19 protein-coding genes are annotated in these 19,335 nt (G+C 43.4%); 9 read left to right on the top strand and 10 right to left on the bottom strand.

Translation table 11 applies throughout. The features are described 5' to 3' along the window. Positions 1-19 precede the first annotated feature (19 nt). The 4 genes from hslV to rraA all read left to right on the top strand — a co-directional run bounded on the left by hslV (position 20) and on the right by rraA (position 4,211). Positions 20-571 carry an ATP-dependent protease subunit HslV gene (gene hslV, locus IJ23_RS08125; protein WP_033905999.1) on the top strand — a complete coding sequence of 184 codons (552 nt, stop codon included), beginning with the start codon at positions 20-22 and terminating at the stop codon, positions 569-571. Between the two features lie 23 nt (positions 572-594). Further along, positions 595-1,926, top strand: a complete 1,332-nt coding sequence (hslU, locus tag IJ23_RS08120; RefSeq protein ID WP_033905998.1) for an HslU--HslV peptidase ATPase subunit — start codon at positions 595-597, stop codon at positions 1,924-1,926. A 784-nt stretch (positions 1,927-2,710) separates the two neighbouring features. Beyond that, on the top strand, positions 2,711-3,628 hold the full coding sequence (locus tag IJ23_RS08115) for a 1,4-dihydroxy-2-naphthoate polyprenyltransferase (RefSeq protein WP_005383178.1): 918 nt from the start codon (positions 2,711-2,713) through the stop codon (positions 3,626-3,628). A gap of 76 nt (positions 3,629-3,704) precedes the next feature. Further along, positions 3,705-4,211: a ribonuclease E activity regulator RraA gene (gene rraA / locus IJ23_RS08110; RefSeq protein ID WP_033905997.1), complete on the top strand. Its 507-nt coding sequence runs from the start codon at positions 3,705-3,707 to the stop codon at positions 4,209-4,211. A gap of 149 nt (positions 4,212-4,360) precedes the next feature. Here rraA and zapB read toward each other — a convergent pair whose 3' ends face one another. Next, the gene (gene zapB, locus IJ23_RS08105) at positions 4,361-4,603 is read right to left on the bottom strand and encodes a cell division protein ZapB (protein ID WP_005379536.1); all 243 of its coding nucleotides are present in this window, start codon (positions 4,601-4,603) and stop codon (positions 4,361-4,363) included. A 348-nt stretch (positions 4,604-4,951) separates the two neighbouring features. Between zapB and glpX the strand changes: the two genes are divergently transcribed. The 3 genes from glpX to IJ23_RS08090 all read left to right on the top strand — a co-directional run bounded on the left by glpX (position 4,952) and on the right by IJ23_RS08090 (position 7,304). Continuing rightward, entirely contained in the window at positions 4,952-5,959 is a 1,008-nt protein-coding gene (gene glpX / locus IJ23_RS08100) for a class II fructose-bisphosphatase (RefSeq protein ID WP_033905995.1), read from the top strand. Between the two features lie 213 nt (positions 5,960-6,172). Continuing rightward, positions 6,173-6,793, top strand: coding sequence for a helix-turn-helix transcriptional regulator (locus IJ23_RS08095; RefSeq protein ID WP_005379532.1), 621 nt, complete (start codon positions 6,173-6,175; stop codon positions 6,791-6,793). Positions 6,794-6,953: 160 nt separating this feature from the next. Next, complete coding sequence (locus tag IJ23_RS08090) at positions 6,954-7,304, top strand: DUF3135 domain-containing protein (protein ID WP_033905994.1); 351 nt, start codon at positions 6,954-6,956, stop codon at positions 7,302-7,304. 57 nt (positions 7,305-7,361) lie between these two features. Here the strand turns inward: IJ23_RS08090 and IJ23_RS08085 are convergent, their stop codons facing one another. Both IJ23_RS08085 and IJ23_RS08080 read right to left on the bottom strand, forming a co-directional pair. Beyond that, complete coding sequence (locus tag IJ23_RS08085) at positions 7,362-7,784, bottom strand: DUF805 domain-containing protein (RefSeq protein ID WP_033905993.1); 423 nt, start codon at positions 7,782-7,784, stop codon at positions 7,362-7,364. A gap of 162 nt (positions 7,785-7,946) precedes the next feature. Next, positions 7,947-8,294 (bottom strand): 5-carboxymethyl-2-hydroxymuconate Delta-isomerase, encoded by a 348-nt coding sequence (locus IJ23_RS08080; protein ID WP_017820736.1) that lies wholly within the window; start codon positions 8,292-8,294, stop codon positions 7,947-7,949. Positions 8,295-8,563: 269 nt separating this feature from the next. On the opposite strand from IJ23_RS08080, the gene tpiA reads away from it, so the two are divergent. Beyond that, positions 8,564-9,334 carry a triose-phosphate isomerase gene (tpiA, locus tag IJ23_RS08075; RefSeq protein ID WP_033905991.1) on the top strand — a complete coding sequence of 257 codons (771 nt, stop codon included), beginning with the start codon at positions 8,564-8,566 and terminating at the stop codon, positions 9,332-9,334. Between the two features lie 389 nt (positions 9,335-9,723). Beyond that, complete coding sequence (locus tag IJ23_RS08070) at positions 9,724-11,073, top strand: MBL fold metallo-hydrolase RNA specificity domain-containing protein (protein ID WP_033905990.1); 1,350 nt, start codon at positions 9,724-9,726, stop codon at positions 11,071-11,073. Between the two features lie 153 nt (positions 11,074-11,226). Here the strand turns inward: IJ23_RS08070 and galU are convergent, their stop codons facing one another. The 7 genes from galU to IJ23_RS08035 form a co-directional block, all read right to left on the bottom strand. Next, positions 11,227-12,105, bottom strand: coding sequence for a UTP--glucose-1-phosphate uridylyltransferase GalU (galU, locus tag IJ23_RS08065; protein WP_033905989.1), 879 nt, complete (start codon positions 12,103-12,105; stop codon positions 11,227-11,229). 52 nt (positions 12,106-12,157) lie between these two features. Continuing rightward, entirely contained in the window at positions 12,158-13,162 is a 1,005-nt protein-coding gene (locus IJ23_RS08060; protein ID WP_029809593.1) for an NAD-dependent epimerase, read from the bottom strand. 68 nt (positions 13,163-13,230) lie between these two features. Further along, a complete protein-coding gene (locus IJ23_RS08055; RefSeq protein ID WP_033905988.1) occupies positions 13,231-14,397 on the bottom strand; it encodes a nucleotide sugar dehydrogenase in 1,167 nt (388 codons plus the stop codon). A gap of 157 nt (positions 14,398-14,554) precedes the next feature. Continuing rightward, a complete protein-coding gene (locus tag IJ23_RS08050) occupies positions 14,555-16,504 on the bottom strand; it encodes a polysaccharide biosynthesis protein (RefSeq protein WP_033905986.1) in 1,950 nt (649 codons plus the stop codon). A gap of 158 nt (positions 16,505-16,662) precedes the next feature. Continuing rightward, complete coding sequence (locus IJ23_RS08045; protein WP_033905985.1) at positions 16,663-17,211, bottom strand: sugar transferase; 549 nt, start codon at positions 17,209-17,211, stop codon at positions 16,663-16,665. 3 nt (positions 17,212-17,214) lie between these two features. Further along, on the bottom strand, positions 17,215-18,129 hold the full coding sequence (locus IJ23_RS08040; protein WP_031848521.1) for an NAD-dependent epimerase/dehydratase family protein: 915 nt from the start codon (positions 18,127-18,129) through the stop codon (positions 17,215-17,217). Further along, positions 18,126-19,334 (bottom strand): glycosyltransferase family 4 protein, encoded by a 1,209-nt coding sequence (locus IJ23_RS08035; RefSeq protein WP_033905984.1) that lies wholly within the window; start codon positions 19,332-19,334, stop codon positions 18,126-18,128. Before IJ23_RS08035 ends, IJ23_RS08040 begins: the two co-directional genes overlap by 4 nt. Position 19,335: the final 1 nt, after the last annotated feature.

Here is a 19,335-nt window from a genome sequence, read left to right as displayed (position 1 = left end):
AATAATCAAGAGGTCGACTGTGACTACCATTGTATCTGTACGTCGAAATAATAAAGTCGTCATCGCGGGTGATGGCCAAGTATCTCTAGGCAATACCGTAATGAAAGGTAATGCGCGCAAAGTTCGCCGCCTATACAACAACCAAGTACTAGCGGGCTTTGCCGGCGGTACTGCGGATGCCTTCACCCTTTTTGAGCGCTTCGAAAGCAAACTGCAAATGCACCAAGGTCACCTAACCAAAGCGGCAGTTGAGCTAGCTAAAGACTGGCGTAGCGATCGTGCTTTGCGCAAGCTCGAAGCATTACTTGCCGTTGCCGACGAAACCGCATCGTTAATCATTACCGGTAATGGTGATGTCGTACAGCCAGAACACGACCTGATTGCGATTGGCTCTGGTGGTGCTTACGCACAAGCTGCCGCAACCGCCCTACTAGAAAACACAGATCTAGATGCTCGTGAGATCGCGGAAAAAGCTCTCAATATCGCGGGTGATATTTGTGTCTTCACTAACCATCACCACACGGTAGAAGAGCTAGACTCAACAATAGAGCCTGAAAAACCAACCGCGTAATCGTAACGAAGTAAGGAAAGAATATGTCTGAAATGACGCCTCGCGAAATCGTTCATGAATTGAACCGCCACATTATCGGTCAAGAAAAAGCCAAACGTTCGGTTGCGATTGCACTTCGTAACCGCTGGCGCCGCATGCAGCTTGAAGAAAGCTTGCGTGCCGAAGTGACGCCAAAAAACATCTTGATGATTGGCCCTACTGGTGTTGGTAAGACTGAAATCGCACGACGCCTCGCAAAACTGGCAAATGCCCCTTTCATCAAAGTTGAAGCGACAAAATTCACCGAAGTGGGTTACGTTGGTAAAGAAGTTGAAACCATCATCCGTGACCTAACCGATGTCGCTGTGAAAATGACGCATCAACAAGCGATGGAAAAAGTGAAATTCCGCGCAGAAGAACAAGCGGAAGAACGCATTCTTGATGCGCTACTGCCACCAGCACGTGATAGCTGGGGTCAAGCAGATCAAACGGAAGAGTCTTCTCACACTCGCCAGATCTTCCGTAAGAAACTGCGTGAAGGCCAACTAGACGATAAAGAAATTGAAATCGACGTAGCCGCACCGCAGATGGGCGTAGAGATCATGGCGCCTCCTGGTATGGAAGAGATGACTAACCAGCTGCAAGGCATGTTCCAAAACCTCGCTGGCGACACTAAGAAAAAACGTAAGCTGAAAATCAAAGACGCAATGAAAGCGTTAGCGGAAGAAGAAGCGGCGAAACTGGTTAACCAAGAAGAGCTGAAAGAAGCAGCGATTTTCAACGTTGAAAACAACGGCATCGTATTTATCGATGAGATCGACAAGATCTGTAAACGCGGCGAGAGCTCAGGCCCAGACGTTTCACGCGAAGGTGTTCAGCGCGACCTACTTCCATTGATTGAAGGCAGCACGGTATCAACCAAGCACGGCATGGTAAAAACAGACCACATTCTGTTTGTTGCATCTGGTGCATTCCAAGTGGCAAAACCATCTGACTTGATCCCAGAATTGCAAGGCCGTCTACCAATTCGTGTTGAGCTAGAAGCACTAAGCAGCAACGACTTCAAACGCATTCTGACAGAACCAAAAGCCTCTCTAACAGAGCAGTACGTTGCGTTGATGAAAACGGAAGATGTGGACATCGAATTCACAGAAGACGGCATCACGCAAATCGCGGAAGCGGCATGGACGGTCAACGAAAGCACCGAAAACATCGGTGCTCGTCGCTTACACACCGTAATGGAACGCTTGATGGATGAAATCTCTTACGACGCAGCGGAGCAATCTGGCGCTAAATTCGTTATTGATTCCGCTTACGTGAAAGCGCGCCTAGGCGACACAATTGAAGATGAAGATCTAAGCCGCTTTATTCTTTAAACGCAATCTATTTTACCAAAGCCCAGAACCTTGTTTCTGGGCTTTTTGTTTAGAATGGCGGTGACTTAGACAACATCTAAATCAAAGGATCTCGTCATTCTAGCGAGCTCAAGCGAGACTAAGAATCTAGTAACAGCAGACGCCTATTCTTTCTCTCTCACCGTAACACTTCACAATCGGATGATAGATTCTGAATCACACTCGTTCCTCGCTGTTCAGAATGACGGTGACTTAGACAACATCTAGATCAAAAGCTCTCGTCATTCTAGCGAGCTTAAGCGAGACTAAGAATCTGCTAACAGCAGACGCCTATTCTTTCCAACTCACCTTAACCACGGCACTATTGGGACGATAGATTCTGAATCACCTCGTTCCTCGTTGCTCAGAATGACGGTGACTTTGACAACATCTAAATCAAAAGACCTGGTCATTCTAGCGAGCTCAAGCGAGACTAAGAATCTGGTAACAACAGACGCCTATTTTTCCTCGCTCACCTTAATCACCGCACAATCGGATGATCGATTCTGAATCACCTCGTTCCTGGCTGTTCAGAATGACTTTGACAACACCTAAATCAAAAGATCTCGTCATTCTAGCGAGCTCAAGCGAGACTAAGAATCTGCTAACAGCAGACGCCTTTCTTTCCCACTCACCTTCACCACTGCACAACCGGATGATAGATTCTGAATCACCCTTTGACTTCTAGTTGAGTTGTTTTAGGTCAATAGCGTATCTGCCTCTTTGTGCTTATACTGGGCACATTGGTTACTAGCACGAAATTTCCATGAAACAATCTCTACAGATCTGGCTTGAAGCCGCTCGTCCAAAAACATTACCTCTGGCATTGGTCTCTATCTTAACAGGTAGCGTGCTCGCCTACTCGGCGGGTCATTTCTCACTGACGATTGCCATCATGGCTTTCGTAACCGCGACATTGCTGCAAATTCTGTCCAACCTGGCAAACGACTATGGCGATGCCGTTCAAGGTACAGATAACGACAAACGCCTCGGCCCATTACGAGCGATGCAGTCAGGCGCGGTAAGTGCTAAACAGATGAAACAAGCGATTATCTTTAACATCGTTCTGACCGCCATTTCAGGCTTGGTGTTAGTTTTCTATTCACTAAGTTCACTGGAAAGCATTGTTACTTTTATCGGGCTGGGAATTTTGGCCATTCTCGCAGCCATTGCTTATACCATGGGTAGCAAACCATACGGTTACGTGGGGCTTGGCGATATATCAGTGTTCTTGTTTTTTGGTTTACTCGGCGTATCAGGTACCTACTTCTTGCATACCGGTCACGTAGACACCACGCTATTCTTACCTGCTTTAGGCTGCGGTTTACTCGCTGTTGCAGTACTCAACATCAACAATATGCGTGATATAGAGAACGACCGAGAGTGTGGTAAACGCACGGTGGCGGTACGCTTAGGTCAACGTAAAGCCAAGCAGTACCACTTTATCTTACTTGGCGGAGCTATCCTTGCCTTTGCGGCTTACTTGTTAATTCAAGACAAACCCGTTTGGATTAGCTTGCCATTTTTACTTAGTATTTATTTCGTGGCCGATCATGGTAAAGCAGTTTGGCATACACAAAAGCCCGCTCAGATAGCACCAATGATGCCAGTCATCGTGAAATGCTCTCTAGTCACCAACGTTTTGTTTGCAACAATTGTGGTAGCTCAAACTCTAGTAAGTTAAAAAAGGATTGTCATTGCATTGACTTAATGCCTAGATATACTCAAAGACAACCAATTTCTGTTTAGAAAGGTACGCTATGGAATACAATACCTCAGCACTCTGTGATATCTACCTCGATCAGGTAGATGTGGTTGAACCAATGTTCAGTAACTTTGGCGGTCGCGCTTCATTTGCCGGGCAAATCACCACCATCAAGTGTTTTGAAGATAATTCGTTGATCCGCGAGACATTAGAGCAAGATGGACTTGGTCGCGTTTTGTTAATTGACGGTGGCGGTTCCCTACGTAAAGCCCTTATCGATGCAGAAATCGCAACCATTGCGGAAGAAAACGAGTGGGAAGGCATTGTCGTTTACGGCTGTGTTCGTGAAGTAGATGAACTTGAAGATATGAACTTAGGCATTCAAGCCCTCGCCTCTATTCCTGTTGGAGCGACCAGCCAGGGTATTGGCGAATTGGATATACCAGTCAACTTTGGCGGCGTTAGCTTCCTTCCAGAAGATTACATTTACGCTGATAGCACCGGAATTATCCTGTCGCCAGAACCATTGAATATTGATTTAGAGTTGGATGAAGAAGCATAACGAGTCTTAGGCGCCTAAGTTATAGGGTCTTCTCTTGGCTCTTAGCTCTTAGCTCTTAGCGCCTAGCCTTGTCTTAACATTTTCTACTTCCCTAAAACACAAACACCCGCTTAACGCGGGTGTTTTTAATTTGGAATGAAGAAGCCGAATTATTCCACTTCGTCCATTTTGCCAAGTAGTGCACGAATGCGCTCTTGCCATTGTGCGTGCTCTTGCTGTGCTTGTTGTGCTTTTTGCTCTAGCTCTTCACGTTGAGAGCGAAGCTCGTTCGCTTCTTCCGCAAGTTTAGCTTTATCTTCTTTCAGCTCTTCGACTTCCATCTGAAGAAGAGTGATTGTGTCAACTGCAGTTTGAATTTTAGATTCTAGTTGTTCTAGTACTTCAAAAGACATCTTGGCCTACCTATGTTATTCCGTTGGGACGATGTGCGAGATTGATGCACACCTAACCTATATAAGGTTCATTCTACTCAGCGTCGCGATGAGAAACACTCACTATATTCGATATTTTGCATCATTCGGTCAAAAAATCAGCGCAATCTCACTAAACGCTGACTTTTCTTGTCGCCGAAGCATTTTTGAGCAAGGATTTTGCGTCCCGCTACGCTGAAAATCGCCCTAAGTATTGATCAAATTCAAGTTAGATAAAGTAAAAGCCTCGCAAAAAGGCAAACGTTTACTCGACCTTGTGATAGAATCGCCGCGCAAATTCTTCTTCCCTCTTGCTTACTTGGAGACATCATGAAACGCGATTTAGCAATGGCATTTTCCCGTGTGACTGAAGGTGCAGCTCTGGCTGGTTACAAATGGCTTGGCCGTGGCGATAAAAACGCAGCCGATGGCGCAGCTGTTGAAGTTATGCGCACGCTACTGAACAAAACAGATATCAGTGGTGAAATTGTCATTGGTGAGGGTGAAATCGATGATGCGCCAATGCTGTACATTGGTGAGCAAGTGGGTATTGGTGGTGATGAAGTAGATATTGCAGTCGACCCGATTGAAGGAACGCGTATGACGGCAATGGGACAATCGAACGCACTAGCCGTACTTGCCGCAGGTGAGAAAGGCAGCTTTCTTAAAGCGCCAGATATGTACATGGAAAAACTGGTTGTTGGCCCTGGTGCAAAAGGCGTAATTGACTTAGAAAAGCCGTTAAAAGAAAACCTAGAGAACGTAGCAAAAGCCCTGAACAAGCCACTTGATACCCTAGTCGTTGTTACCCTTGCGAAACCTCGCCACGATGACGTTATTGCAGAAATGCAAGCAATGGGCGTACGTGTTTTTGCGGTGCCTGATGGTGACGTCGCTGCCTCTATTCTAACTTGTATGCCAGACAGTGAAGTGGACATGATGTACTGTATTGGCGGTGCGCCAGAAGGGGTTGTATCAGCAGCGGTAATTCGAGCGCTAGACGGTGACATGCACGGTCGCTTACTTCCTCGTCACGAAGTAAAAGGCGATAGTGAAGAAAACCACATTTACGGCGCAGATGAACTAAAACGCTGCGATGAAATGGGCGTAAAAGCGAATGTTGTCCTTAAAATGGAAGACATGGCTCGTAGCGACAATGTGGTATTTTCAGCTACAGGCATCACTAAAGGTGACTTGCTGGAAGGTATCTCTCGTCAAGGCAATATAGCGACCACAGAAACGCTGCTCGTGCGCGGTCGATGCCGAACTATTCGCCGCATCAAATCGACTCATTACTTAGATCGTAAAGATCCAGAAGTACGCGATATTATTCTTTAAGCATTTCTCGAGGCTCTCGCTCAGTCTGAGTTTGAGCCTTTCTTTCCGCGTAATCGGACAATAGATTCTGAATCACCTCGTTTCTCACTGTTCAGAGTGTATATATTGGTTCGCATAAACATAGCACCTACAATCCACACTCAAATTAAGTCAACACTTTTCTTTACTAACCCTATCGAGCATAATATCTACTGACGTATAAATGGTGTGTATATGAAGACCGTAGATAGGATATTGCAAATCGTTAAGCGTGATGGTTCCGTCACTGCAAAACAACTCTCCTCTGAGCTAGGTATGACAACCATGGGGGCTCGTCAGCACCTGCAAAGTTTAGAAGATGATGGCATTCTTTCTATCCATGACGTAAAAGTAAAAGTTGGTCGCCCTGCTCGTCATTGGTCTCTCACTCAAAAAGGTCATGAGCAATTTGCTGACCGTCACGGAGAGTTGACCATTCAGTTTATAGAAGCTGTCGAACATATCTTTGGCAAAGATGGACTGGAAAAAGTCACATCAGAAAGGGAAAAACTCACGTTACAAAGTTATCGTCAGCATCTTGAGCAATGCGACTCTCTGCAAAGCAAACTAGAAACACTCGTCACGTTAAGAGAGCAAGAAGGCTATATGGCAGAGCTCGAGAAAGATGAGAACGGATTCATCTTGATCGAAAATCACTGTCCGATTTGTAAAGCCGCAACTCGCTGCCCAAGCTTGTGCCAGTCAGAATTAAGTGTCTTTCAGTCTTTACTTGGACGTGACACCAAAGTAGAGCGTACCGAACACATCATTAGCGGCCAAAGACGCTGCGTTTACCGCATCCAACAACTGCAGTAACCACCACAGCCAAACATCGACATGCCGCACTTATTCAATCTCAGGCTTGAAAGCTTCTCTTATAAGTGAGACGGCTGAAGAATTCATCCTCTCTCCTCTTTCTAGTGGTATAGGCTTTTAGTAACTAAAGGCAATTTCCATAAGGATTTGGAGAGCATCGATGTCTACTCTACGTCATACCTCATCCCAAACTCTTCCTCCATTCGATGAGATGGTTCGAATGGCAGAGCGAGATCCCGAAGCTTTTGAGCAATTTCGTCATGAGATGGCGAAAGAGATGATCGAGAACGCATCAGAAAATATGAAAGAAAGATTGTGGGCTCAACAAAGCCACATTGATAGAGTCATCAGCACGTGTAAAAACCCTCATCACACCAATATGGTATTGATGAACGAGTTGCAAAAACAGGTCGTGAAGTTCAAAGCAGCACTAGAAGGGGAACCGGCACCGACTCAAAACGCGGATGTGATTAGCTTAAATACGTTTAAAGATAGGGATGATTTTTACTAAAAGGCAGGAATAAGACTCTAGAACCCTAGAGTCTTATTCCAAAACATAGAGCTATACTTACTCCGGCTCAGGGCCATATTGGTTTGGTCCTGATGTTCCCTTTAAGAAACCACATTCAATTAGAATCCATAAACCACAAATCAGAGAAATGGAAGCGACGAACATCTGTGGGGTCGACGGCTCTTGCGCGGCAGGGCTAGTCATTGGCGTGGCAATTCGTCCGATAATCAGCGGAATATTCAGTGCTAGCCAATAGATCGATTTGTTGCGGTCGTGCCAACGCTTGGTGGTGATCGCCAAATCAGGGATCAACAGAACCACCAAGAAAATAGGAAGAAGCACATAGGAGAGAGTAGGAAGCAGCTGGCTGATACCGGCACCAAAGCCTAGAATGGACACATAGTAAATGACGTTCCAAATCCAGTAGGTTTTACGGTCTATACGTCCTTGAAAAGAAAACAGTAACTCTTTAGTCGACATCAAATTTTACCCCAAAGTAGAAAGGTTATAGATTAGCCGAGTCGATATAGTTTGGAAAGGACACCGATAGCTTGGGTGCCCACAACGCCCTTATAACAAGCAGAGCCAGGCTGAGAATTCGTAACAATAACCCCTCGCTATTCTCGGGCAATTCAGCGCAACCTAGTTCACTACCTTTTGGAAGCTATCTATATCCATATCTCGGATATTGACCGTTAAACTGTGCACGTGACTAGCTTGCTCTTGAAGTGTCGCCATCAAGGCTCGTGACAGTTCTCGCTTTTGTTCTTGGGAGCGACCAGATAACAAATCAAAGTTGATATGGATAAAGTCGAGGCTATCACCCTCCTCTCCTATTAACCAATTGTGGCACCGGAGCGTTCTAGATTTCACTGACGCGAGTTCAAAAAGGCCACTTTCTAACGCCGTTTTATGTAAATCCTCCAGCAACCCCTGAACATTGACGCGTTCTTCCACCGAGTTTGAATACTCTAAAACGAGATTTGGCATTTTGATTCCTTTCTACAACAATTAATTCCAGCGCGTAGTAATACCAATCTCAGCAGCAATTTCCGAGGAATGAACTATCATTCTGTCTACGCGATCACCAATCGGTTGCTTTTGACAAAAATAACAGGATCGATGCTTGGTCGAATCAACAAATAAAGCCGGACAAGACATGACGCCAATCATGATCTGTTCACATTATTCTGTTATATTCCTACGTAGATTTTTTACATTAATTGACTATTTACATTAAAGATAAGGGAGATATTCCTATGCGTCGTCCTGTAGTGATGGGTAACTGGAAACTAAACGGCAGCAAAGCAATGGTAACTGAGCTGCTAACTGGTCTTAACGCTGAACTTGAAGGCGTTGAAGGTGTTGACGTAGCAGTCGCTCCACCAGCACTTTACATCGACCTAGCAGAGCGCGTAATCGCTGAAGGCGGTAACAAAGTTATCCTAGGTGCTCAAAACACTGACCTAAACAACAGCGGTGCGTTCACTGGCGATATGTCTCCAGAAATGCTGAAAGATTTCGGTGCTACTCACATCATCATCGGTCACTCAGAGCGTCGTGAATACCACAACGAATCTGACGAGTTCATCGCTAAGAAATTCAACTTCCTAAAAGAAAACGGTCTAACTCCAGTTTTCTGTATCGGTGAATCTGAAGCGCAAAACGAAGCTGGCGAAACTGAAGCAGTATGTGCACGTCAAATCAACGCAGTTATCGACACTTACGGTGTTGAAGCTCTAAACGGCGCAATCATCGCTTACGAACCAATCTGGGCTATCGGTACTGGTAAAGCAGCAACCGCTGAAGATGCACAACGCATCCACGCTTCTATCCGCGCACTAATCGCAGCGAAAGACGAAGCAGTTGCAGCACAAGTAATCATCCAATACGGCGGCTCTGTTAAGCCAGAAAACGCTGAGGCTTACTTCTCACAACCAGACATCGACGGCGCTCTAGTTGGCGGTGCTTCTCTAGACGCGAAAAGCTTCGCAGCAATCGCTAAAGCAGCGGCTAAAGCAAAAGCTTAATCTCGTTTTTACTGAGAGTAGAAATAACAAAGGGATGCATCATGCATCCCTTTTTGTTTGCTTACGATCTAATGAGTTTTGTCATTCCAAGGAGTCTAAGCGACATCAGGAATCTACTCTCCGCACACACCCAAATCAAACCAGCAAAACAACAGAAATAATCTATAAGAGTCCCGTCATTCCGAGGAGCCTAAGCGACATCAGGAATCTACTAACCGCATGTGTCAAACCAAAAGTTAAGTAACGAAAAACGCCTTACATCAAAACAAAGAACCTAATCGCACTTCCGATTATTCCCACTCAATTCCATCCAACCAACGAACTCTATTCACTTACTCTGCCCACAGGATTTATAGTTACTGATACTTGTTCAAGGAGGAGCAATCGACATGACAACACCCATATCAGACATCGCCAGTGTGATTCACCATGGTGGGAAACATACCGTCACTGGCTCTTGTCATGAATTGAAACTGCCACACGGTAGCATCTTGATCGATTGCGGACTCTTTCAAGGCAAAGACATCCATTTGGGCAACCGCAGGGCATCACTAGATATCGAGTTTCCGGTTAAACACATCAAAGCATTAGTCCTGACTCATGCTCATATCGACCATATCGGACGCCTACCTTGGTTACTGGCTGCTGGATTTAAAGGCCCCATTTACTGCACCAAAGCAACAGCCGAACTGGTACCGCTAATGCTAGAAGATGGATTAAAGCTGCAACTGGGTTTGAACTTCCATCAGCGTCAACAAGTCCTCAATGTCATTAAAAAACAGCTAAAACCTCATGACTACCAACAATGGCTGCCACTTGGTAAACAATGTTACCTACGCTTTCAACCCGCAGGGCACATTCTTGGTTCTGCTTACGTAGAATTCAAACTCCCCAATCATGAAATCATCGTGCTTTCCGGCGATCTAGGTCCGTCCAATACCCCGCTCTTACCCGATCCAAAGCCGCCAAAGCGTGCCGACTATTTGTTCATCGAGTCCACATACGGCAACAAAGAGCATGAAGACATTGCCACTCGAACTGAGCGCTTAAACGCCATTATCGATCACGCACTGCAAGACGGTGGTGTAATTCTGATCCCAGCTTTCAGCGTAGGACGTACACAGGAACTGTTATTCGATATTGAACAGCTGATTCACCAACGCGACTTGTCGTCTTCTTTGCCAATTATCCTAGACTCACCACTTGCGAAAAGAGTCACGAAGACCTACCGCCGTTTCAAAAAACTGTGGGGAAAAGAAGCAAAGCAAAAGCTCAACAATCATCGTCATCCCCTCGCTTTTGAACAATGCATTACTGTAGAAAGCCATCGAGAACATCAAGCATTAGTGAATCGACTAGCCTCCACCGATGAACCTGCGATTGTCGTTGCGGCATCCGGTATGTGCGAAGGAGGAAGAATCGTCAATTACTTAAAAGCACTCTTACCAGACGAAAGAAATGATGTGTTGTTTGCGGGTTATCAGGCGCAAGGAACCTTAGGTCGAGAAATCCAATCAGGCAGCCACACGGTGGATATCGATAACCAACCAATCGAAGCCAACGCACAGATCCATACCATCTCTGGATATTCTGCACATGCAGACCAAAGCGATTTATTGAAGTTTGTTACTGGTATTCCAGCACAACCAAAAGCCGTGCATTTGATACATGGAGAGAAAGAAGCAAAAAAAGAGTTAGGAGAAAAGTTGGAAGCAGAGGGAATTGAGGTGGTGTATTAAACTAATATCAGCAGACATTAGAACGATACAATCTAGTTCTTACTTATTGTTAATGAGTGAAAACAGCATAATAATTTGAATATCAACGTGCTTTAACTAACCTTTATACGTCAGAAAGCCATGTTAAAGCACATTGGTAACGAGACTGAACAACTATGCAGGTTCAGCAACCTTTACGGTTGGTGTTTTAGCAAGCTCAGCACTAGACGCTTTTTTGTATAGGTTTTCGTAGCAGTAGTTTGTCGCCTCGATGTAACCTTCTACACTACCGCAGTCAAAACGCTGACCTTTAAATTTGTAAGCAATAACACAACCAGATTGAGCTTGCTGCATCAATGCGTCAGTAATTTGGATTTCTCCACCTTTGCCTGGCTCCGTATTTTCGATAAGATCAAAAATATCTGGCGTTAATATATAGCGACCAATAATTGCTAAGTTACTTGGTGCAGTGCCTGGTTCTGGCTTTTCTACCATGTGGTCAATTCGGAAGATGTCATCTTTGATCATCTCTCCAGCAATCACACCATACTTATGGGTCTCAGTTCCTGGAACTTCTTGAACCGCCACAATAGAGCAACGGAACTGCTTGTACAGCTCAACCATTTGCGCTAATACGCCCTGCTCTTCATTCACACAAAGGTCGTCTGCTAGTACAACAGCAAATGGCTCATCCCCCACCAACTCACGACCGGTCAAGACAGCATGACCAAGACCTTTCATCTCACGTTGACGGATGTATGTATAACTCGCTGAATCAATTAAAGAGCGGATATCGTCTAACAGTGCTTCTTTGCTTGTTCCTGAAATTTGATGTTCCAACTCGTAGTTTTTATCGAAGTGGTCCATCAAAGAGTGTTTGCCACGACCGGTGACGATGCACATACCGTCCATACCGGCTTCAATCGCTTCTTCAACACCGTATTCAATCAATGGCTTGTTCACCACTGGCATCATTTCTTTCGGCATAGATTTTGTTGCAGGTAGGAAACGAGTACCGTAGCCTGCTGCAGGGAAAAGACATTTTTTAATCATTGTGATTTATACCTAGCTAGACATAAAAACGAGGCTTTCGCCTCGTTTTGTATTACTTGTTATAGAATTCTTTATACCAAGAAACAAACTCTGCAACACCTTCTTTGACTGTTACTCTTGGTTTGTAACCAGTAGCGGTAAATAAATCTTCTGTATCAGCATAAGTTTGATAAACATCCCCAGGCTGCATTTCGCGGAAGTTTTTCTTCGCTTCAATACCAAGCTCATCTTCAATCGCTTTAACGAAGTCCATCAAGTTGATAGGAGAGCCATGACCAATGTTATAAACCGAATATGGAGCAGAACTGCTTGCTGGAGTTCCAGATTCTACAGTCCAGCTTTCATTTCGAGTTGGTAAGACGTCTGCAACACGGACGACACCTTCAACAATATCATCTACATGGGTAAAGTCTCTCCACATATCACCATTATTGTTGATATCGATAGTATCGCCATCAAGAATTTTCTTAGTGAAAATAAATGGGGCCATGTCCGGACGCCCCCAAGAACCATACACAGTGAAAAAGCGCAAACCTGTTGTTGGGATATCATACAAATGAGAATAGCTATGAGCCATTAACTCGTTAGACTTTTTCGTTGCTGCATAAAGTGATACTGGATGGTCAACACTATCTGAAGTGGCAAAAGGAACTTTTGCATTAAGACCATACACAGAGCTCGAAGATGCATATACCAGATGGCTTACTTTGTTTTGACGGCATCCCTCAAGAATATTTAGGTGCCCGACCAAGTTTGAGTCCGCATAAGCGTGTGGGTTTTCTAGTGAGTAACGTACTCCAGCTTGGGCAGCCAAGTGGATAACGCGATCAAACTTCTCAGTTGCAAACAGCCTCTCTATCGCTTCGCGATCCGCGATATCTACACTTACAAATTTAAACAGTGGATTTTCAATACGAGCGAGTCGAGCATGTTTTAGATTCACATCGTAGTAATCATTTAGATTATCGATACCCACAACTTCATGCCCTGCAGCATTAAGCTTCTCCGCTGTTGCACTACCAATAAAACCAGCAGCACCAGTTACTAAGTATTTCATAATTAACCGATTCCTAAAGAAACAAAAGCCAGTCAAATAAGACTGGCTTAACTTAATCAAGTGTGAGGTTAGTCACTACCAAACAGATCGCGTGTATAAACTTTTTCAGCTACGTCTGCTAACTCTTCCACCATGCGGTTGGAAACAATCACATCCGAGCATTTTTTGAATTCATTCAGATCTTTCACAACACGTGAATGGAAAAACTCAGCATCTTGAAGCACTGGTTCATAAACGACAACTTCTATACCCTTTGCTTTAATACGCTTCATAATGCCTTGAATTGAAGACGCACGGAAGTTGTCTGACCCAGCTTTCATGATCAAACGATATACGCCTACTACTTTTGGCTGGCGTTTAATGATCGAATCTGCAATAAAGTCTTTTCGCGTACGGTTAGCATCAACGATAGCACCAATAATATTGTTCGGAACTTCTTGGTAGTTTGCTAAAAGCTGTTTGGTATCTTTTGGTAAACAGTATCCGCCGTAGCCGAAAGATGGGTTGTTGTAATGATTACCAATGCGAGGATCTAAACCAACACCCTCAATGATCTGACGAGTATCTAAAGCGTGAGCTTCTGCATAAGAATCCAGCTCATTAAAGTACGCAACACGCATAGCAAGATAGGTATTAGAGAAGAGTTTTACTGCTTCAGCTTCTGTGGAGTCAGTAAATAGAACTTGAATATCTTCTTTTACAGCCCCTTCCACTAGCAAGTTCGCAAATACTTCTGCGCGTTCACTGCGTTCACCAACAATAATACGTGAAGGGTGAAGGTTATCGTAAAGCGCTTTGCCCTCTCGCAAGAACTCAGGAGAGAAGATGACATTTTCACATCCCAGCTCTTGCTTGACTCGAGCGGTATAGCCAACAGGAACAGTAGACTTAATCACCATAACTGCTTCAGGGTTAATTGACATAACATCTTTAATCACGGCTTCAACAGAAGATGTATTAAAGTAATTAGTTTGTGGGTCATAATCAGTAGGCGTTGCAATCACAACATAATCTGCAGATAAATAAGCCTTTTCTTTATCCGTAGTCGCAACAAAATTTAACTCTTTGTGCGCCAAAAAGTGTTCAATTTCAGTATCAACAATCGGCGACTTGCGCTGGTTAAGTAAGTCAACCTTCTCAGAAATGATGTCTAGAGCGACCACCTCGTGATTCTGGGCTAACAGCATAGCGTTAGAAAGCCCTACATAGCCAGTCCCAGCAACTGCGATTTTCATGGGTTAATCCTTCATTTATTTTTGGCAGAGGATACCAAAATGCAAAAAAATGAGCGAGGACAACGACTTCCACAGTAAGTAGAATAACCTAACAGAAGGAACTCGGCTGCCCTTAAATTCTATTTAATTGTTCAAAAAACTTACCTAAGTTCAGAGTTCAAGATTGACTCATAAATTTTATAGAGTCTGAATAATCAACTTCTGATTGGTTATGGTTCCAAACTAAGTCGCCAATACCATCTGTAGGATTAAAGCCTGTTGGAGCACTCAATAGTAATGTACGAATGTTTTCGTGATCCATACTATGGCAGGCGAAATCGAGATCGTTCAACAGTAGCTCGTACTCTTTTAAAGGTAAATGAACCTCATGTGCGGTCATTATTCGCTCATGCGCTGTTTGTTTGACATTGTCGCCAATAAGCAACTCTTCATACAGCTTCTCACCAGGTCGAAGTCCAGAAAATTGAATCTCAATATCACCATGAGGATTAGCTTCCGATTTAACTTCAAGACCGGAGAGTTGAATGAGATTACATGCTAAGTCTGTAATTTTTACTGACTCACCCATGTCTAAAACAAATACATCTCCACCTTTGCCCATTGCTCCAGCTTGAATAACTAGCTGCGCAGCTTCAGGAATGGTCATGAAGAAACGAGTGATCTCTGGGTGAGTTACGGTTACTGGTCCACCTGATGCGATTTGCTTTTTAAACACAGGAATCACGGAGCCTGAAGAGCCGAGAACATTACCAAATCGTACCATACAAAATCGAGTGCCATTTGGTTTTGCATTTTCTTGATCAGCAAGAGCCTGCAGACCAAGCTCCGCCATTCGTTTGGTTGTCCCCATTACATTAGTAGGGCGAACGGCTTTATCTGTAGAGATTAATACAAATGATTCAACACCGGCTTTAATCGCCGCGCACGCAGTATAATAAGTCCCATAGATATTATTACGCACCCCCTCAATTACGTTAAATTCGACCAATGGAACGTGTTTATATGCTGCTGCGTGATATACCGTTTGAACTTTAAAAGAAGACATTGTCGTTTCTAGACGATGTTGACGCTGAACAGAGCCCAACAAAGGAATAATGTCGCAAGTTAGCCCTTTTTCAATTTTAAGTTGATTTAGTTCGCGATCAATCTGATACAGACCAAATTCAGACAACTCAAATAAAATAATAGACTTAGGCGACTGTTCCACAATTTGACGACACAACTCAGAGCCAATAGAACCACCAGCACCTGTCACCATAACCACTTTGTCTTTGATATTCGCTTCTAGCAACACTTGTTGAGGCGCTACTGGATCTCGCCCAAGTAAATCCTCAATCGCGACGTCCTTAAGCTCATCAATTTTAGCTTTACCTGACACAATATCTGTCATATCAGGGACCGTGAGCACTTCAACAGGTAACTTAGCTAATTCGTCCAGAATAACCTTACGACGTGAACGTTTAGCACTTGGCACTGCAAGTAAGACTTGAGAAACATCATATTTATTTATGAGGGGCATTGCGTCTTCAATAGCAATAACAGGCAACCCTAAGATCATAGTATTGCAAAGAGTTGAGTCACCATCAATAAATGCTCTTACGCGATAGTCTCCACTACTTCTTAATGCCATCGCCAATTGTCGACCGCCAGATCCTGCACCATAAATGAGAACCTCTTTACTCTGCGTTGAATAGCTTTGAGCAATCAAAGATCGAACGATAACACGGGGTCCCCCACAGAAAAGAGCAAGAAATGCACCATAGATTATAGGAACAGTTCTAGGAAACGGGTCACTCATGTAGAAGCTAAGGGCGGCTACAAGTGTGGCAGAAATTACAGCCCCGGCAGTCACAACAAATAAAGCCTGAAAAGTGAGATAACGGAGAACAGCTCTATAAAGCCCTAATCGAGCGAATACAGCAATTGTGACTATTGTCACTGTAATTTGAATCCCCCAGACAGCGGGATAAGTAAAATAATTGGTTGCTCCAGAACGAACTAAGATTGCCAAATGAAAAGCCATAGAGATCAATATGATATCGATCAATACACTAACAATTCTTTTGTTAGTTCGAGAAAGTTGCCATATAAATTGTAGACGTTGCATAATAATTCTTGTATGTGGTTTTATCGGAGATAGCATGCATTAGTGTCACGAAAACAGAACTCTCACCGGAATAGAGGCGAACACGAGTAGTAAGAGATAGATACAACAAAACGCAAAAGAACAGCTTCCGCCGCTCCATCATAGCACTTTTCTGCTTCCTACTTTACAGCATCACCAGAACCACTCCCTGTTGCGGTCATCATGATATACTTGAAATAGTGTTTTAATGTTAATGTATCGATCATTTCTTTATCAGTTTTTGCTAATAAACTTGGTGTGGACATGTCGATATTTTGAACTTGAGCCAAACCTGTGACTCCCGGTAACACATCATAAACGCCAAGCGCGTCGCGCTCAATGATCAGTTCGTGCTGGTTAAACAAGTTGGGACGAGGTCCCACGAGACTCATTTCTCCTTTCAAAACATTAATGAGTTGCGGTAATTCATCAATCTTCGTCTTACGCAGAAAAGAACCAAGCTTAGTAATAGATGCGTTGCTTGCTAAATGGCTCGCTACCGATTGAGTATCTACCGACATCGTACGAAATTTAACCAACTTAAATGGTTTTTTATTGCGCCCAACGCGCTCTTGCACAAAAATCGGGGATCCTGTGTCAAACAAACCAATAATGATAACGATAAGAAATACCGGCCATAAAAAAAACAACCCAAAAAAAGCTGCAAAAAAATCAATAAAACGGAACATTCGTTACTTTACTCCTGGCTCACGCAAAGTGGCCATTGCTTGCTTCATTGTTAAAGGAGGGGTCCAACCTAAAACTTCTTCGGTATTAGAAGAGTCAACTTCTAAATTCCCATATAGCTGCTCAATCATGGCCGACTTACCGATAATTTTACCGACAAAACGCATTAAACTGACTGGCACAGGAAGTTGAATCACTTGTTTGCCCAGTCCGTTGACAATAGCGTTAGTAAACCGCTCGATAGAAACAGTTTCACCATCTCTTGCCAAAAATGTATGCCCCGCAGCATCAGGATGAGTGGCGCAGGTAATTAACAAATCCGCTAAGTTTTGAACTGCGATAAAATCTCTTCGATTATTTGCCAGACCAAAAGGTAAAAATGGAAGCTTATCTGCTAGGCGAGTTAACATGCCAAAATTCCCTGGTGCATTAGGTCCATAAACTAAAGTAGGTCTTACTATAACAACTTCCAAACCAGATTCTTCTGCTATTTTTTTAAGACCCAGTTCTGCATTGTATTTAGATTGAGCATATCCATTGTGAGGGTTAACTGATGAGCTAACAGAAAAGGGCTCATTACTTGTATATGTACCATTTACTCCGATAGAGCTAACAAAGACAAAACGTCGGACGCCTTGCTTTGATGCCTCGCAAGCCAGACGTAATGTGCCTGCCACATTCACTTTTTCGTAATCGTGCTCAGAAAATCTATTTGAGTGCGCTAATCCTGCTAGATGGATCACTACATCAATATCTTCAAAAGCCCCATCCCAATTAGTTTCAGCATTTAAACTATCAATAGTAAAACAAGATTGAAAATTATGCTTCTCACCTCTACGTACAACATACCTATCGATAATTTCTAAAGAAGCTAGGTAGCTTCCAATAAAACCTGTAGAACCCGTCATTAGAATTTTCATAAAAGCACCATTTTGGAAACTTGATGAGCAATAGCATCTAAGGCGATTTTCTCAGAAAAATGAGATATCAATACATCCCTTGTTTGAGGTAAACTACTTGAATAATTCAACTCTGACACATAGTCAAGGAGCCTTGACAACTCTGAAACATTGTTATTATTGCAATACCATCCAAGCTCATACTCCGAGAGAAGGCGTTCTAATTCAGAATTTTTATCACCTACATAAACAATAGGCTTGTTTGCCGCCATAGAGAAGTACGCCTTGCTAGGCACCCCTAAACCAAACATCTCTGGAGCTAGTGTTACAAGGGCAACATCACAAGCATTCAAGCCTAAATTGTTTTTCTCTAAATCCAACCTTCCATAATAATGAACTCGTTCATAACCAACTTCAGTATTGATCCTTTTGGCTACATGCTGCACTTGTTTTGCTTCTGATCCGCAACCAATAAATAAAAACCGACTTTTTTCACATTTCGTTTTTCCAATAGCTTCTAGCAATTGACCAATCCCTTGCAAGCGTCCCATATTGCCAAAAAACTGAAAGACGGTGTTATCCTGCCATCCAAGCTTAAGAATCAATTCGTTGTCTTTCTTGGGTATCTCTACGATTCGCTCTGTTGATGCCCAGTTTGGTATAAATTCAATTTGATTTTCTCCTTCTGTTTTATTATCCAACAACTCTTTCATATCACGTCCAATACATATCAACTGCTCAGGTGATGAATAGACCTTCTTAGACAGGGCGGTCAAAAATCGATAAGAGAAGCTGGACTCGTTTATAACTTTTGCTGGAATTAAATTATTAGGAAATACATCATGAACCAGAACCAACCATTTAAAAGGCTGAAAAGATTTTAATAAAGCTAATCCAAACATTGTTACTATGGGATTAGTTCCGGAAAAAACCAAATCCACATTTTTCAATTCCGCCTTAACACCACGAATAAATGTTATTGTCTGACTTAACTGCCCGTTAAGTCGAGAGATAAGGCTGTTTTTATTGTGTTTAGAATACTTCACATAGTGGGTTTCGATTTTGTATTGCTTAGAAAAGCCTCGCGCATGTTCCGTATCTGGTGTGATAAGAATAACGTCATGTTCTTGTCGTATTTTTCTTACAATTTGCGACCAATAATAAGCCGTTGAATTATGGTTCTCGCCGATATATTCAGCGAGAATTAGAATTTTCTTGCGACTCACT

The organism is Vibrio sp. OY15 (assembly GCF_000742455.1).
GTDB lineage: Bacteria > Pseudomonadota > Gammaproteobacteria > Enterobacterales > Vibrionaceae > Vibrio > Vibrio alginolyticus.
The sequence above is the reverse complement of the archived record's forward strand: the minus strand, read 5'-3'. Positions and strand labels throughout refer to the sequence as shown.